Source organism: uncultured Negativicoccus sp., assembly GCF_902480485.1.
GTDB classification, from domain to species: domain Bacteria; phylum Bacillota; class Negativicutes; order Veillonellales; family Negativicoccaceae; genus Negativicoccus; species Negativicoccus succinicivorans.
The window spans coordinates 1-16,212 of record NZ_CABSTC010000029.1 but is presented as its reverse complement, the minus strand read 5'-3'; the positions used below and the strand labels follow the sequence as shown (position 1 = coordinate 16,212).

15 protein-coding genes, 3 tRNA genes and 1 riboswitch are annotated in these 16,212 nt (G+C 45.8%); of the genes, 1 reads left to right on the top strand and 17 read right to left on the bottom strand.

Annotated elements, in window-relative coordinates:
• The 14 genes from pknB to dapF form a co-directional block, all read right to left on the bottom strand.
• On the bottom strand, positions 1 to 1,570 hold a 1,570-nt coding region (gene pknB / locus RDN69_RS03520), incomplete at its 3' end, for a Stk1 family PASTA domain-containing Ser/Thr kinase (protein ID WP_288218265.1).
• Positions 1,571 to 1,594: 24 nt separating this feature from the next.
• A complete protein-coding gene (locus RDN69_RS03515; protein WP_024049203.1) occupies positions 1,595 to 2,308 on the bottom strand; it encodes a Stp1/IreP family PP2C-type Ser/Thr phosphatase in 714 nt (237 codons plus the stop codon).
• A 68-nt stretch (positions 2,309 to 2,376) separates the two neighbouring features.
• Entirely contained in the window at positions 2,377 to 3,414 is a 1,038-nt protein-coding gene (rlmN, locus tag RDN69_RS03510; protein WP_024049202.1) for a 23S rRNA (adenine(2503)-C(2))-methyltransferase RlmN, read from the bottom strand.
• The gene (gene rsmB / locus RDN69_RS03505) at positions 3,411 to 4,685 is read right to left on the bottom strand and encodes a 16S rRNA (cytosine(967)-C(5))-methyltransferase RsmB (RefSeq protein WP_288218264.1); all 1,275 of its coding nucleotides are present in this window, start codon (positions 4,683 to 4,685) and stop codon (positions 3,411 to 3,413) included. Before rsmB ends, rlmN begins: the two co-directional genes overlap by 4 nt.
• Before the next feature lie 7 nt (positions 4,686 to 4,692).
• Positions 4,693 to 5,517, bottom strand: coding sequence for a DUF116 domain-containing protein (locus RDN69_RS03500; protein WP_024049200.1), 825 nt, complete (start codon positions 5,515 to 5,517; stop codon positions 4,693 to 4,695).
• Positions 5,498 to 6,439: a methionyl-tRNA formyltransferase gene (fmt, locus tag RDN69_RS03495; RefSeq protein WP_024049199.1), complete on the bottom strand. Its 942-nt coding sequence runs from the start codon at positions 6,437 to 6,439 to the stop codon at positions 5,498 to 5,500. The genes RDN69_RS03500 and fmt overlap by 20 nt, the downstream gene beginning before the upstream one ends.
• Positions 6,436 to 6,918, bottom strand: coding sequence for a peptide deformylase (gene def / locus RDN69_RS03490; protein ID WP_374042374.1), 483 nt, complete (start codon positions 6,916 to 6,918; stop codon positions 6,436 to 6,438). The genes fmt and def overlap by 4 nt, the downstream gene beginning before the upstream one ends.
• A 12-nt stretch (positions 6,919 to 6,930) precedes the next feature.
• Positions 6,931 to 9,264, bottom strand: coding sequence for a primosomal protein N' (gene priA / locus RDN69_RS03485; RefSeq protein ID WP_273259709.1), 2,334 nt, complete (start codon positions 9,262 to 9,264; stop codon positions 6,931 to 6,933).
• A 42-nt stretch (positions 9,265 to 9,306) separates the two neighbouring features.
• On the bottom strand, positions 9,307 to 10,494 hold the full coding sequence (gene metK / locus RDN69_RS03480) for a methionine adenosyltransferase (protein ID WP_024048880.1): 1,188 nt from the start codon (positions 10,492 to 10,494) through the stop codon (positions 9,307 to 9,309).
• 45 nt (positions 10,495 to 10,539) lie between these two features.
• A riboswitch (SAM riboswitch) is annotated at positions 10,540 to 10,634 on the bottom strand.
• Between the two features lie 24 nt (positions 10,635 to 10,658).
• A complete protein-coding gene (coaBC, locus tag RDN69_RS03475) occupies positions 10,659 to 11,867 on the bottom strand; it encodes a bifunctional phosphopantothenoylcysteine decarboxylase/phosphopantothenate--cysteine ligase CoaBC (protein ID WP_273259710.1) in 1,209 nt (402 codons plus the stop codon).
• The gene (rpoZ, locus tag RDN69_RS03470; RefSeq protein WP_024048877.1) at positions 11,867 to 12,079 is read right to left on the bottom strand and encodes a DNA-directed RNA polymerase subunit omega; all 213 of its coding nucleotides are present in this window, start codon (positions 12,077 to 12,079) and stop codon (positions 11,867 to 11,869) included. The genes coaBC and rpoZ overlap by 1 nt, the downstream gene beginning before the upstream one ends.
• A 2-nt stretch (positions 12,080 to 12,081) precedes the next feature.
• Positions 12,082 to 12,726, bottom strand: coding sequence for a guanylate kinase (gene gmk / locus RDN69_RS03465; protein WP_024048876.1), 645 nt, complete (start codon positions 12,724 to 12,726; stop codon positions 12,082 to 12,084).
• Positions 12,723 to 12,992, bottom strand: coding sequence for an extracellular matrix/biofilm regulator RemA (gene remA / locus RDN69_RS03460; protein WP_034436343.1), 270 nt, complete (start codon positions 12,990 to 12,992; stop codon positions 12,723 to 12,725). Before remA ends, gmk begins: the two co-directional genes overlap by 4 nt.
• On the bottom strand, positions 12,973 to 13,845 hold the full coding sequence (dapF, locus tag RDN69_RS03455) for a diaminopimelate epimerase (RefSeq protein WP_024048874.1): 873 nt from the start codon (positions 13,843 to 13,845) through the stop codon (positions 12,973 to 12,975). The genes remA and dapF overlap by 20 nt, the downstream gene beginning before the upstream one ends.
• A gap of 94 nt (positions 13,846 to 13,939) precedes the next feature.
• On the opposite strand from dapF, the gene RDN69_RS03450 reads away from it, so the two are divergent.
• A complete protein-coding gene (locus RDN69_RS03450) occupies positions 13,940 to 15,646 on the top strand; it encodes an NFACT family protein (RefSeq protein ID WP_288218263.1) in 1,707 nt (568 codons plus the stop codon).
• A 317-nt stretch (positions 15,647 to 15,963) separates the two neighbouring features.
• On the opposite strand, the gene RDN69_RS03445 is transcribed toward RDN69_RS03450, so the two are convergent.
• From RDN69_RS03445 to RDN69_RS03435, 3 genes are all read right to left on the bottom strand, one after another.
• Positions 15,964 to 16,052 (bottom strand) — tRNA-Leu (locus RDN69_RS03445).
• Positions 16,053 to 16,057: 5 nt separating this feature from the next.
• Positions 16,058 to 16,131 (bottom strand) — tRNA-Cys (locus RDN69_RS03440).
• 4 nt (positions 16,132 to 16,135) lie between these two features.
• Positions 16,136 to 16,210 (bottom strand) — tRNA-Gly (locus RDN69_RS03435).
• Positions 16,211 to 16,212: the final 2 nt, after the last annotated feature.

Sequence of the window (16,212 nt, the reverse complement as noted above, 5' to 3'; positions counted from 1 at the left end):
CGCCATCCGCAGGAGTGACAGTTTTCCCGCCGCGCGTTAAAGAACCGACGGTCAAATCTGCCTGGGCTAAGATTTGCTTTGCTTCCTGCCATGTTTTGCCAACAACCCCCGGTGTTGTTGCACGGCTGACCATATCTTTTTTATTGACAACTACATTTACACTGGTGTCCGCTTCCACTTTATTCGGGGCCAGCGGTGACTGTCCGATGATAGTATCTAAGGGTCGACTGCTATCTTCCCTCTCTTCAATTTTGCCAAGTCGCAAGTGAATGCTGTTCAGCTTGGCAGTAGCCTGCTCAATCGTTAAGCCTGTTAAGTCGGGAATTAAAATATTGCTCCCGCCTTTGCTGACTGTCAGATGAATAATACGATGCGTTTTTACTTCCATTCCTGCGCTCGGCGTTTGCGAAATGACTTGACCGATGGGGACATCTTCACTCGCAATTTCGCTGATACGAACATTTAGTTTTTTGCTAGTCAACGTTTTTTGTGCCACTTCTACCTGTTGCCCTACCACATTCGGCAATGTTATTGAGTCCGGGCTCCAAAAATCGCCAAACATCCAAAAAGCAATGCCCGATGCCAATAAGAATAGTCCGGCAATGCCCAAAACAATCCATCGAACCGGCCAAGATAAAATCGGCGTCAACATACTTTCTTTCGGTTCCAGATCCTTCTTAGGAATCGGCCGGGTACGCGGAAATTGACCGGTAGAAAAATCATGTCGACCGGTTGCTGTGTTTTTGGGTGTTACTAAACCCTGCGCTAAACGTAATTCTGCAATCATTTCCGAAATATCGCTGAACCGTTTATGCGGATCTTTTTGTAGCGCTTTCATGACGCAGTCTTCCAACATTGGTGAAATGGTTGGATTGTATTTTACCGGTTTCGGAATATCTTCCTGCATATGCTTTAAAGCAATACTGACAGCGGTTTCCCCCTCAAAAGGAAGATGTCCTGTGAGCATTTCATACAGCACGATGCCCAAAGAATACATATCCGTTTGTGGTGTCAACGGATCCCCACTGGCCTGTTCCGGCGAAAAATAATGTACGGAACCGAGCACGGATTGCTTATTGGCAATCGTAACTGTATTGATCGCACGGGCAATACCGAAATCTGCCACCTTAATCCGGCCGGTTTTGGTAACCAAAATATTATGCGGTTTAATATCGCAGTGAATGATGCCGTTAGCATGTGCATGTTCCAATGCTTCTGCAATTTCTATCGCAATCCGGACAGCCGCTTCATTGGAAAGTCTCCCCTGACGCGCAATATAGTCTTTTAACGTTTCACCGCCGACGTATTCCATGACGATATAATATACTTCATTGTCTTTGCCGACATCGTAAATATTGACGATATTGGGGTGCGACAATTTTGCAGCCGCTTGCGCTTCTCTTCGGAATCGTACGACAAAATCGTTATCAGTGGAAAAGTTGCTGTGCAGTATTTTTACGGCAACGACACGATCCAGTAGCACGTCTTGGGCACGGTAGACATCAGCCATACCACCGCTGCCAATTTTTTCAGTCAGCTGGTAACGATTGTCTAAAAGCCGTCCAATCATATTATTTTACACCATCACTTTCTCTTACGTATTGCTGATTACGAGCACGGTTGCGTTATCTTTGGCCCCGCCGAGATATACTTCACGCATTATCGAGCGAGCACACGCTTCCGGCGCATTTTCATTCGTAATTAAAATATCACGTAATTTTGCGTCCGAAACCATATTATAAACACCGTCAGTGCACATCATAATCATTTCTTCCGGTTGCAGCGTCAATCGACCCGTGTCGACTTCCAAAGTATCCGTTGTACCGACGGAACGGGTAATTACATTACGCGACGGATGAAATTTCGCCTGTTCCTCAGTTAATGTACCTTCGTGAACCATTTCGGTAACCAAGGAATGATCTACTGTAATCTGGGTTAATTGCCCACGATAGTAGCGATAAATTCGGCTATCTCCGACATGCGCCCAAAAGAATAAATCTTCTTCGACACGCGCGACTAAAAGCGTTGTCCCCATACCGGCCAGATCCGGCTCGTTGTTAACACGTTCACGGATAGCGATATTTGCTTGATTGACAGCATCTTTTAATGTGACTTCGTTCCAAAGCTCCGAACGTTCACCGCTCACATAATCCGATACACGTTCAATGGCTATGTGGCTTGCGATCTCACCGGCAACGTGTCCCCCCATTCCGTCCGCCACAATAAAAAGCGATGGCAAAACGATGCGGAAAGCGTCTTCATTGGTAGGACGCACAAGACCACGTTTGGTGATACCAAAACTTTTCATGAAACCACCTTAACAGTAAATTTAATCAATATATGAATATCGTATCATCTATCAAATACAGCGTCAAACTAGGCATTATCCCTAACAAATTTCATTTTGAGTTGACCACAGGCGGCTTGAATTTCTGTTCCCATCTCTTTACGGATGGTAGCGGCTATTCCCTGCTTTTGCAACTGTTCACAAAATTCCTGTGAATGTTTCATTTCTGGTCGTCGGTAAGGAATTCCCGGGCTCTCATTTAATGGAATCAAATTTACATGCGCGCGCAACGGACGAATCATTTGCGCCAACTCGGCGACATGTTCCGGCTGATCATTGACTCCTGCCAAAAGAATATATTCACAAGTCACGCGCCGGCGAGTGGTTTGGGTATAAAATTGTAACGACTCCAATAGTTCCGGCAAGGGATACCATTTACTGATCGGCATGATTTGATTGCGGATTGTATCGTTCGGTGCATGTAACGAAAGCGCTAATGTAATCGGCAATTTTTCTTTAGCCAAATCATAAATTTTAGGTGTAATACCTGACGTCGATAGCGTCATATTTCGATAACTTATCGTTAATCCTTCAAAATCATGGCACATTTTCATGAAAGAAAGTACGTTGTCATAATTTTGCAAAGGTTCTCCGGAGCCCATCAACACGAAAGAGTGAATTTTGATATCATAGAGAAATTGCCACAAATAAATCTGTGCCAACATCTCTGCGGCCGTTAAATTACGTTGCAAACCGGTTAAACCGGAGGCACAGAATGTACAGCCGACCGCGCACCCTACCTGTGTGGAAATGCATACGGAATAACCGTACGGCTGGTTCATCAGTACTGTTTCAATCAATGAGTTATCGCTATAACGCAGCAACAGTTTGGCGGTTTTCCGGTCGCTGCTCCGTTGTTCACGCACAATGGTCGGAAAATCGATGACCCACGATTCTATCAGTTTGTTGCGCAATGCTTTCGGCAATTGCGCCATTTCGTCAAAATGTAAAATACCACGCTTATACATATAATCGAACAACTGCTGACTGCGGTATCCGGGAGCGCCAAGTTCCTTCATTAAAGTCCGTAATTCCGGGAGGTTTTTACCCCAAATATTTTGTTTCATATTTTGTTTTCCCAAGCGCAAATATAAAAACCGTCTGTTTTCGATTCCGGCGGCCAAAATCTATACTCATCTGTATTGATCGTATTTTCCAGCGAAATAGTGCACGGCTGCAATTGGGAGTGTGCTTGTGAAATTCTTTCTCTTACGCCTTCATTCTCTTCCGGATTCAGTGTACAGGTACTGTACACTAAGCGACCGCCCGGTTTTAAATACGTAACGGCACGTTCTACGATTGCCTGCTGCAAGAGCGGAAAGTCTTTTAATTCCTTTGACGTACGTCGCCATTTAAGATCCGGGCGACGTACGATAACTCCTAATCCGGAACAAGGGGCATCAACGAGTACTTTATCAAATTTTTTTTGCCAATCCGGATTTTCTTTAGTGGCGTCCTGCACCACTGCAGAAACGATAGTTACGCCCAACCGCTTACAATTATCCCAAATCAGCTGTTGTTTGTGAGAATATAAATCACAGGCAATAACTTCTCCCTGATTTTCCATGATTTGTGCTAAGTGAGTGGTTTTGCCGCCGGGCGCTGCACATAAATCCAATATGGTTTCACCCGGTTGTGGAGAAACCGCATGTGCCACCCACATAGCCGCTTCATCCTGGACATATAAAATTCCGCTTTGCAGCTCTTCACGAATGGCGGCAATCCCTCCCCTGCTAATGGAAAGTCCTTCAGGAACGGCAAGTTTTACTACGTCTACACCGCGAGATGTTAAATTTCGTATAACCTCATCCCGAGTTTCCAGAAGCGTATTCACACGCACAGTGAGTGGCGCCGGCTGCATAAAATAAGCAAACAGCTCTTCTGTGCGCTCCATGCCCCATGTGCGAACAGCCCATTGAGCAAACCACTTAGGCTGACAATATGTAAGACTTAAATAGGTAATAGGATCATTTGTCCGTTGCGGAATGTTAAACTCTTCCTGCTTGCGTAAATAGCTGCGTAAGCAACCGTTTACAAAACCTGCACTGCCACGATGCGATACTTTTTTCGTCATCTCGACGGCTTCGTTAATGGCCGCGCGCGCAGGTACACTGTTTAGAAAAATAATTTGATATAATGCGCACAACAAAATGAGTCGTACATCCGCATCCAATTTTGCCAACGGCTGGCGACTTAAACGGCCTAATATCCATTCCAAATAATTTTTCTTACGAATTACACCGTAAATAATTTCGGTGGCAAACCGGCGTTCGCGATCTTCAGCAGGCCATGTGGTAAGTACTTGTTGCAAGGCAATATTTGCATAAGCCTCTTCCACAAGCACCTTACGCAAGACGACGAGCGCTATTTCTCGAGCAGTTTTCAACAGACTTCTTTTCTCCTAACAAATGGGCTAATACTTTATCTACTTTTTGCAGATCCACTTGGGTATTGAAACAGGGACCATAGGGACGACTATTTAAAACTCCGAAAACTAAAATCGGAAAAACATCCCTCATTCCCAAAACCAGATCCCGTTCACAAGCGATCGCAATAATCGCTTTAGGACGATGTTTTTTTACTAAAAGACGCGCAAAGGTTCCTCCGGTGGCGATATATAAGGAAACTCCATATGTTTTGGCAAGATGAACCAGCCCTCCCACCGGACAACGCCCGCATTCACGACAGGCAAACGCATCGCGCGTTACTTTAATCGGACAAGTATCATTTTGCAAGCAATGCGGTGTCAGCAGCATAATATCTTCCGGCTTGAGTTGGGGCAAATAACGCTCTGACAACGTATTAATTAAATCTACCAACGACTGGGCGACATGTTCTTTCGGAATACGGAATACTTTGCCCCACAAAATGCAATACGGTAAAAACATATATACCGCTTTACTGGCGCTACGCAAAATTCCCAAGGGCAATTCGTGATGAGTCTCCAACGCCACGCCGATGCATGCAATCAGGCCGCCGCTGAAGATAACGCCCGCGGCCGCCAAAACGTATGCAAGATTCGGCAAAACAGGATGCAGCAAAGTTAATCCGGGCGCCAATAAATACGCAATCGCAAAAACGATCGCGCCTAATGTTACCCACGTCAACAAGGTCAAGCGCAGGTAGAGATTACGATTTTGTAACGTTTCGTCAATCTGTCTGTTCGCCAAGGACTTCACCTGATTTTATTTGGTAGCCATTAATAAACTCAGCCGTCTGCATATTCCGTTTGCTTTCCGGCTGCACTTTCAAAAGCTGCAAGCTCCCCTCACCCGTACCGACAAAAATATCCGTACCGTCCACCAATAATTCGCCCGGTAAAAGCGTCGCATGCGTTTTTGTCAGAGCGGTCTGATGAATTTTCAAACGTTTTTCGCGGAAAAATGTATAGGTTCCCGGATTCGCATGCAATGCGCGCACTAAATTATGAATGGTGCGCGCATTTTTACTCCAGTGGATTCGTCCCCATTCTTTAGCAATTTTCCCGGTATATGTGGCCCGATCGTGTGCTTGCTGTGTAGCATTGCTAATCGCTGTATCCGCATCAGCCAAGACCTCTTGTAAGGCTTTTGCACCGAGTGTAGATAAGCGCCCAGATAATTGATTAAACTCCCAATCAGTAGGAATATCAATACTGCGTTGTAAAATGATATCACCGGTATCCATGCCTTCATCCAAATGCATAATAGTGACACCGGTCGTCTCATCGCCATTGAGCAGACTGTACTGTATCGGTGCTGCGCCGCGATACTTAGGTAATAATGATGCATGAACATTGATCGCACCAAGACGCGGAATTTCAAGAACTTTCGCCGGGAGAATTTGACCATAAGCCACTACGATTAAAAGTTCCGGTGCAAGCTCCTGTAATTCTTTTTGCGCGTCGGCATCGCGTAGTGTTGCCGGCTGATACAACGGCAAATCATGCGCAAGGGCACATTCTTTCACCGGTGAAAAGCTCATTTTTTTACCGCGACGATTGACCCGGTCCGGTTGGGTATATACGCCGACAATCTCCGCGTTCGGATTTGTTAGCATCGACTCCAGACAGGGTACAGCAAATTGCGGTGTCCCCATGAAGACAACTCTCATTCGATCGTTCCTTCATTTTCTTTATATAAATTTTTCGCACGTTCGATGTAAAGAGTACCATCAATATGGTCATTTTCATGTTGGATAGCCTGCGCCAACAGCCCCGTTGCGCTTACCTCATGCGTACGCCCATTTCGATCTTCATATCGTACGGTAACGCCGGTAGAGCGCTCGACCACTCCCACAAAACCGGGAACACTCAAGCAACCTTCCGTCATTTCTTCTTTTTCATCAGATAAAGTAATAATTTCCGGGTTAATATATTCCACATAACCGTTGCCGTCATCAATCACAAAGATCCGTAAGGATTCACCGACTTGTGGTGCTGCAAGGCCCACGCCGTTGGCATCATATAACGTATCTTTCATATCTTTCAGCAAAGTTTTAATCGATTTTGTCATTTTTGTAACGGGTTGCGCCTTTGTTTTCAGCACGGGCGCGCCCGCTAACACAATTTTACGGACTGCCAATCGTGTCACCTCTTTTGTATATTAACTCATTTCCATATCTATTATTATACCATTTACTTGCCATAGAGCGCTTTGCTTCATATGCTCTCTAACCACGTCAAGATTTTTGGCTGCGATTTGAAACGACATATAAAACCGGCCACGTAATTTAGCCTGATAGTCAGGATAAATATCCGTATATTCCACTTCTACCACTTTTCCTGCAAGGATTTTTACAAGATCATCAAATAGCACTTGTAAATGACTTTGCGCTTTTTCTTGACTCTCCGCAAAAGCGCTGATTTTAGCGCGTTCAAAATACGGCGGGTAGTGCAAATACTCGCGCAGTTCAAGTTCTTCGGTATAAAAATTCTGCCATTCATTAGTGCAGGCCGCCTGCAATGCATAATGCCCCGGATGGTATGTTTGCACAATGACGCGCCCCTCACCGTCTTTACGTCCTGCGCGTCCGGCTGCTTGCACAACCAATTGAAATACCTGTTCCGCCGCATTATATTGCGGGCGATTTAACAATGCATCGATGCTTAAAATTCCGACACAGCCGACATTAGGAATATCATGGCCTTTTGCCACCAGCTGCGTCCCCAACAAAATATCGGCTTTCCCCTGCGCAAAGGCATCTAAAATTTCTGCGCGCCGCCTTGCATTCCCTGCATTATCCGTATCCAAACGCAGGACTTTCGCCCGGGGAAATGCTTCCGCTACCACTTTTTGCGCGCGTTGCGTGCCGAGTCCAAAATATTTAATCGCTTTACTGGCACAATTCGGACAGCTTGTGGGCATCTCCCTTTCACCGCCGCAACGATGGCATTGTAAAGTATGGGTTGGTAAATGGTAAGTATAAGGCAAGTCGCAATGAGGACAGGTTAAAACATAACCGCATGTCCGACAGGAAACATGAGTGGCATAGCCGCGTCGGTTTAAAAGCAAAATAATTTGACGTCCCTGCGAAAGCATCGTTTGCATCGTCTGATACAATTCCCGTGAAAGAATGGAACGATTCCCCGCCTCCAGCTCGCTGCGCATATCGACAATATGCATTTTCGGTAAGGATACACCGCCGATACGTTCCGGGAGCAATAGTGTAGTGATTTCACCATTTTCAGCGCGATAATAACTTTCCATCGAAGGTGTTGCCGCGCCTAAAACGAGCGGACAATGATGCCAACGTGCACGCCACTCCGCCACACGTCTGGCATGATACCGTGTCTGCTCACTTTGTTTGTAGCTGGCATCGTATTCTTCATCGATAACAATAAGGCCGATTTCTTCTGCCGGCATAAATATGGCAGAACGAGGTCCGATCACAATATTTCCCCGGCCCGCGCGCACACGCCTCCAGTTATCAAAGCGTTCCCGCTCCATCAGGCCGCTGTGTTGGCAAAATATTTTTTCCGCTCCAAAGCGTGCCGTAAATCGACGAACCAATTGATCTGTTAACGAAATTTCTGGCACCAACACCAAGACATTTTTGCCTTTCTCTACGGCGTTAGCGGTAGCGCGCAAGTATATTTCCGTTTTGCCGCTGGCCGTCACTCCATGTAGCAAAAACGTTTCGTGCCGTTTTTCGTTTAGCGCTGACGTGACGTTTGCCAACGCTTGCTCTTGTGACGATGTAAGTGAGGGCAAATGATCCCGAATAACGGCATGAGTGTTACACTTTTCGTGAGTACTTATATATCCATTGCTGAGTGCCGATTTGCGTAATGCGGCAGAAAATCCCGCGGCATTTAATTCTTCCGATGTTTGCTCAGGATGCTCTGTTAAAAAGAGAACCAACTCCTGCTGACGAGGAGTACGCATAAGTTGCGATAGTGCGGGATCAATGGCTGCGTCCCAAACGACTTCACTCGCAAATCGTGAATCACTCAGCCGTTTTAGTTCACCTTTGATCCAGCCATTGGCAAGCGCCTCCAGCATATTGGGAAAATAGTTCTTCAGAGGTTTTTGATGGTTTGCAGGAATATTCTCAAGTGCTATTTTTTTTTGCCCTGATATCGTCAAAGTATAGCGAGTTTGGCTTTTGACTGTTTTTTTATCCACTAAAAACAAACGCAATGCTTCGATCAAAGGACATACATAGTAGCTTGCAATCCATTCTGCAAGTGCCAGCATTTCCGATGTAAACCAAGCAGTATCTCCTATTGTCGCAAAAACACTTTTTAGATCGAGCGTTGCATCCTCCGATGTTTCCGGTCGAGTCTCCCAAACGATACCCTCTTCGTGACCGTTTCCCCATGGGATGATCACTCGCCAACCGGGGGTAATGTATTCCATGTGAGTAGGAATACGATATGAAAAACATTTTTGCAAATGTTTAGTCGGTCGATTAATGATAATTTCCGCTACCGTCATAGCTTCTCCTATGTGAAAAAGAAGACGGCATGTACCGTCTTCTTATAATCCTGCATCTTTGCGCAATTCATCTGCTTTATCGGTTTGTTCCCAGGGTAAATCAATATCCGTTCTGCCGAAATGGCCGTACGCCGCTATCTGTGCATAAATCGGTCGTTGTAAATCGAGGTTACGAATGATCGCTGCCGGGCGTAAATCAAAATGAGTACGAACCAGATCCGTAATTTTCTCATTGGGAACCTTACCCGTGCCGAAGGTGTTAACTAAAATCGATACCGGGTGTGCTACGCCGATCGCATATGCCAACTGAATTTCGCACCGATCTGCAATTCCCGACGCAACAATGTTTTTCGCCACATAGCGTGCTGCATAGGCAGCTGAGCGATCCACCTTTGTCGGATCTTTACCGGAAAATGCACCGCCGCCGTGACGAGCCATCCCGCCATAGGTATCCACAATAATTTTACGACCGGTCAAGCCGGCATCCCCTTGCGGACCGCCAATAACAAAGCGCCCTGTGGGATTAATATAGAGCTTCGTTTTATTGTCATATAAAGTATCCGGCAAAATAGGCTTGATGACCTGCTCGATAATATCGTTACGTAATTCTGCTGTCTTTATTTCAGGGCTATGCTGTGTCGAGATAACGATTGTATCAATATGTACCGGCTTACCATCCACATATTCTACGGTTACTTGCGTTTTACCGTCCGGACGCAAATACGGCAAAATACCGTCCTTGCGAACTTCCGTCAAACGTCGCGCCAAACGATGTGCTAACGAGATCGGCAACGGCATCAATTCAGGCGTTTCACGAACTGCATAGCCGAACATCAGACCTTGGTCCCCGGCGCCGATTTCGTCAAAGCTGTCTTCACTTTTTTCTTTTGCTTCCAACGAGCTGTCTACACCGATAGCGATATCTTGCGACTGTTCATCAATCGACACCAACACCCCGCAAGTATCCGCATCAAATCCGTATTTCGCACGATCATAACCGATGCGTCGAATCGTTTCACGAATAATTTTATTGATATCAATATCGCAAGATGTCGAAATTTCACCGACAACATGTACTAACCCGGTGCTGACTACTGTTTCGCAGGCAACACGTCCGTCCGGGTCCTGTGCTAAAATTGCGTCCAAAATGCTGTCTGAGATTTGATCGGCAATTTTATCCGGATGTCCTTCCGTTACCGATTCCGAAGTAAAAAATTCTCTTTCTGCCAAAATATTCGCTCCCTTTGCATAAAAAAATCCCTCCGTGAGGGATTTCCCTCATCTTCCAGTTGCCTGTCGGATGTAGCACCGAATTGAACCGGTTGCTGTGGCTTCTGCGGGCCGAGTCCCTCCACCACTCTGGATGAGTACAGTTATTATTTTATGATATTATGCTATTTTTTGCAAGCGTTCGTCAATTCCGCCGCCCGTTTAATGATCTCTTCCGCTACCCGGTCTTTAGTCATGATATCCAAAGATTCGTGACTGCCGTCACGATAGACAAACGTTACGATGTTAGTCTCCGTCTGGAAACCGGCGCCGGGGGAAGCTACATTATTGGCCACCAACATATCCAAATTTTTCTTGACCAATTTGCCCTTGGCATATTCCAAAACATTTTGGGTTTCCGCCGCAAACCCGATCAAAATTTGTTGCTTTTTACGTTGGCCCAGTTCATATAAAATATCAGGATTGCGTACCAGCTTGATTTGCATATCGTCGTCCTGTTTTTTGATTTTTTGAGATGCGGTTTTCGCCGGGCGATAATCCGCAACAGCTGCCGCTTTGACGACAATATCGGCAGTATCAAATTCGGCATTAATGGCGTCCTTCATTTCCCGCGCGCTATTGACATGAACGGTACGTACACCGGGAACTTCCGGCAGCGATGTTGTCGCACTGACCAAGACCACGTCGGCTCCCTGCCAAGCTGCAGCAGCGGCTACCGCATACCCCATTTTGCCACTGGAGCGGTTGGAGAGATATCGTACCGGGTCAATAGCCTCGCGTGTCCCACCGGCGCTGACAACCACTTTTTTACCTCGTAACAAACCTTGCGATGCCACTCTTTCAATGGTGGCAACGATTGTCTCTACGGCTGGGAAACGTCCCTTACCGTTTGTGCCGCAAGCCATATCCCCCGATTCCGGTTCGATGACGGTATAGCCCGCACTGTCCAACTTTTGTAAATTGCTTTGCGTAAAAGGATTTTCGTACATTCGGGTATTCATCGCCGGCACGACAACTACCGGGGCAGGTGTTGCCATTACGGTTGTCGTCAGCATATCATCGGCAATCCCGTTGGCTACTTTGCCAATTAAATTTGCGGTCGCCGGTGCCAAGACGAAAACATCTGCCAAGTTGGCCAGAGCAATGTGCTCTACATTCCAATGGGTAATCTCTCCCCACATCGTTGTCGTAACCGGCTGACCGGAAAGTTCACGAAAAGAAAGCGGCGTCACCAACTTCGTTGCGTGTTCCGTCATAATCACATGAACTTCCGCGCCATGTCGACGCAGCTCTCGAACCAAAAAAAGTGCTTTATAAGCAGCAATGCCGCCGCTTACACCAAGAACTACTTTTTTCCCTTGTAAGCGTCCCATTATTGTATATTTCCCGCCGGATGGGTAGCCGCTTTCTTGACTTTACCGTAATAAATTTCTTCTAAAGCAATCGTTGTCGGCTTTTTCGCATCCGCTTCTACCAAGGCCTCAGCGCCTTCGGTAAGTTCGCGTGCTCGTTTAGCCACCATAGAAACTAAGGTATATTTACTATCTACACGCTCCAATAAGTCATCAATTGATGGGAATACCATAACTACATAACCTCCCTGGTAATATACTTTTCAAAAATAGTATCGATTTGCTCTTTATTACGAGACAGTTTACAACGCTCTGCCACCATAATGGCGCGAACCTTGTCTACGGCCTCATCCAATTTATCATTGACAACGATGTAGTCATATTGGTGCGCCAACTCAAGCTCACTAATCACTTTCGCAAGACGCATTTGGATCACTTCTTTCGAATCAGTATCCCGAGCATATAGACGATGAGAAAGCTCCTGTAAAGACGGCGGGACAATGTAAATAAAAATCCCTTCGGGATATTTTTTCTTGACCTGCATTGCGCCTTGAATATCGATCTCAAGTAAGACCGTTTTACCTTCATGAACCAAATCAAGTACTTGCTTTCTCGGTGTGCCGTAGTAATTGTTATAAACTTCGGCATATTCAAGGAAGGCATCTTGTTGCAGCATATCTTTAAACTTATCGACGGAAGTAAAAAAATAATTGACCCCGTCAACCTCACCTACTCGTTGTGGCCGAGTAGTGACCGAAATAGAGTAACGAATTTCCGGATGAAGTCGGCGCAGCGCATCACAAATCGTGCCCTTTCCTGCACCGGAAGGACCGGAGACCACTAAAAGTACGCCTTCGTCATGTTTGTGCTCCGCGCTCATTCTTTTTCTTCATCCCATTCTTCGCCGAATTCATGTAAGCGATTGGCAATAGTTTCCGGCTGGATGGCCGATAGAATAATCTGTCCGCTGTCCATAATCAGAACGGCGCGCGTTTTCCGGCCATACGTTGCATCCACCAGAATGCTCTCTTCGCGGGCTTCTTGGATCATACGCTTGATGGGAGCTGATTCCGGACTGATAATTGCCATCAGTCGACCGGCAGATACCATATTGCCAAATCCGATATTAATTAATCGTACATTTATCATCGTTTTCTCCGATTCCTTTATATTCGCCACTGAATACCTCTACTACCGGACCTGTCATTTGTACCGGCTTACCAACACCCGGCCAAGTTATTTGCAGCCGTCCGCCGTCTAAAATTAACGTCGCTGTATCTTTTATCAGTTGGTTGGCAACAGCTGCTACCAATGCTGCACATGAACCTGTTCCGCACGCTTCCGTAATGCCTACACCGCGTTCCCAAACACGCATGCGGATTTCATTCGGAGATAAAATTTGCGCAAACTCCACATTCGTTTTTTCGCTAAATAGCGGATTGGTTTCGACCCGAGGCCCCCAATCTCCCACCGGCACTGTATCAACATCATCAACAAATGTAACAACGTGCGGATTTCCCATAGAAACACCGGTAAATGTAAGCGCTTTTCCGTCGAGATTAATTTGAATATTTTGCGCAGGTTGCTCCTTATCCGCAGTTATACCGATGTCACCGCGTCGTAATTTAGGTACGCTCATAATCACGGTAACCTCTGATTCCTGCGGCGTATGGTCAATCACATCCGCCTGCATGACTCCGGCGGCTGTCAAAATACGCCAATGCTTTTTGTCCGGCTGCTGCTGTGTTGCATAGGCAGCCACACAACGGGTTACATTGCCACACATTTCCGCAATAGTTCCGTTCGCATTATAAATCCGCATTTCCAAATCATAGTGAGAATTTTCGGGAGGTAGTATGATCGCTACACCGTCTGCGCCGATACCGCGTTTACGATCGCATAGTTGGCGTGCTAAAGAAGATGTCATCACCACTTCTTCAGTAAATCCGTCCAGTAAAACAAAATCGTTTCCCAAACCATGCCACTTTGTAAACTGCATACAATACCTCCATTTAAGCTATTTTACCATTTTCAGTAACTGATGTAAAATGAAGAGACTTAGCAGATATGGACAGAGGAAATGGAAGGTTGAGATGAATATTGACAGTTTGCTTTTTACAAAATGGGCTTTACTTGCAAAAGAAGAATTACAAGGCGCAAAACTCGGCAACATTCGAATGCTAGATACATCCACGTTCAGCTTCACGATGCTTTTGCCTAGAGGTACACGCGCCTGGCAAATCTCCTTACAGTCATCGCCACGAACTTGGTGGAGTCATAAAAAGCCGGCAGGAAACAATACTCCTACCAACAATTTTTGCATGGTTTTGCGCAAGCATCTGGAGGGTGCCACACTCACAGAAATTACAGCGCGCTATGGGGATAAGTGGATCACCGCTACATTTCAGCGCATTGAAGCCCAAGGGAAAATTGTCTCTAAAAGGCTCGAATTAGAACTGATTCCTAATGCACCAAATTTGGTATTAATTGTTGACGGACAAGTTATCGATGCGTTACATCGCAAACCCTCTTCTCGACGTGATCTCGCTCCCGGTCAAACCTATAGTGAACCGCCGCACAGCGAAAAAATATTCTGGCTCGAATTGACACCACAAGAAATGTTAAACGTAATCGGCGAATTGCCGCAGGAGCTCACTCTTACAAAAGCACTTGCCACTTATTTTAATGGTTTTTCTCGTCCGTTAACCAGGCTATTAAATACACGCTTACAACTTGTTCCGGAAATGACGTTGGCAGAGCTTTCCTTTACGTCAAAAAAAGAGTTGATGACATGCTTGGCAATATTGCAGAAAATTTTCATGACGCAATCTAACGTATATTTTTGTAAGCGCGGCCGCGAAGCGTGGCTGTCTCCTTTCCTGTTTTCGGAATGGCAGATGGATAAAGTCGCAGAATTTTCCGATCCCAATCAGGTATTTGCTTCTGCAGAACTCTTTTCGCAATACGAAGAGCGCATCCAGCGCCTGCGCCAACGTATTCGCGCTATGCAAAAAAAGGAGCGCACTAAGCAACAAAAAATCCGCCGGGAAATGGCGGAAACGGATCGTCTTGAAACTGACAAATTATACGGTGATCTTTTGTTTATTCATGCGTATTTACCACATGAATATCGCACTAAAATTACCCTTCCCAATTTGCTTTCCGATCAGCAGGAGGATGTTACCATACCTCTGCGCGCGGAATGGTCGTTGGCGGAAAATGCGCAACTTTATTACAAGCGATATAATCGTTTAAAAAAAAGGGAAACACAGGCTTTACCTTTCTTGAAAAAATCGGAGCAGAATCTCCGGTATTTAGATTCCCTTGCGTATTTTCTTGAGGAGTCTTTGCAAGCACCGGAACTGACCGATTTAGAAAACGAATTGGATGCCTTGCGGCCTAAAAAGCAAAAGAATCACAATCATCGCTCATTAAGCACAAAATCGCAACCGCTGTCACTGAACTACGACGGCTACCGCATTGAGATCGGACGCAACAATGTGCAAAATGAAACCTTGACTCTTAAAACGGCAGGTCCTGACGACCTTTGGCTCCATGCCAAAGAAATTCCAGGCTCGCACGTTATCATTTTTGCCAATCCCGGTGAGTCCTTCACCGAGGAGGTCATTACCTATGCGGCGCAACTGGCTGCGTACTACAGCAAAGCCAAAACAGCCCCGAAGGTCGAAGTCGATTATACCTTGCGTAAATACATCAAAAAGCCACAAGGCGCGCCACCCGGATTTGTGCATTATACTCACCAAAAAACGTTGCTTGTCCCACCGCAAAAAGAAAGTTAAAGAACCGTATCAATCGGTTCTTTTTTTTGTAAATTATTTTGTCCTATTACTAAGGCTTCATCAACTCTAAGAACAAATTTCTTGCTACTCGTAAAACTTTTATATCCTTAATAAATTATTGATTTGAGCATATTACAACACGCATCATGTCATTGTGTATTTATGATGCGTGTTGATGTCACCCAAAATCGTTTCTATTAAAAACTTCGGCTACGATTTTTGATTCGCAGCATATTTATTCGTGCCATTTGGGGCAACAAAAAAACCGATTCGCATGAATCGGTTTTTATTTCGTAATAAATCTTATGACCAAAAATTGGTGCCGAGGACCGGAATCGAACCGGTACGAATCTCTCGATTCGACGGATTTTAAGTCCGTTGCGTCTGCCTGTTCCGCCACCCCGGCAAATGTGGAGGCGGCACCCAGAATCGAACTGGGGATAAAGGTTTTGCAGACCTCTGCCTTACCGCTTGGCTATGCCGCCACAATGGAGCGGGAAACGAGATTCGAACTCGCGACCCTCGCCTTGGCAAGGCGATGCTCTACCACTGAGCTATTCCCGCAT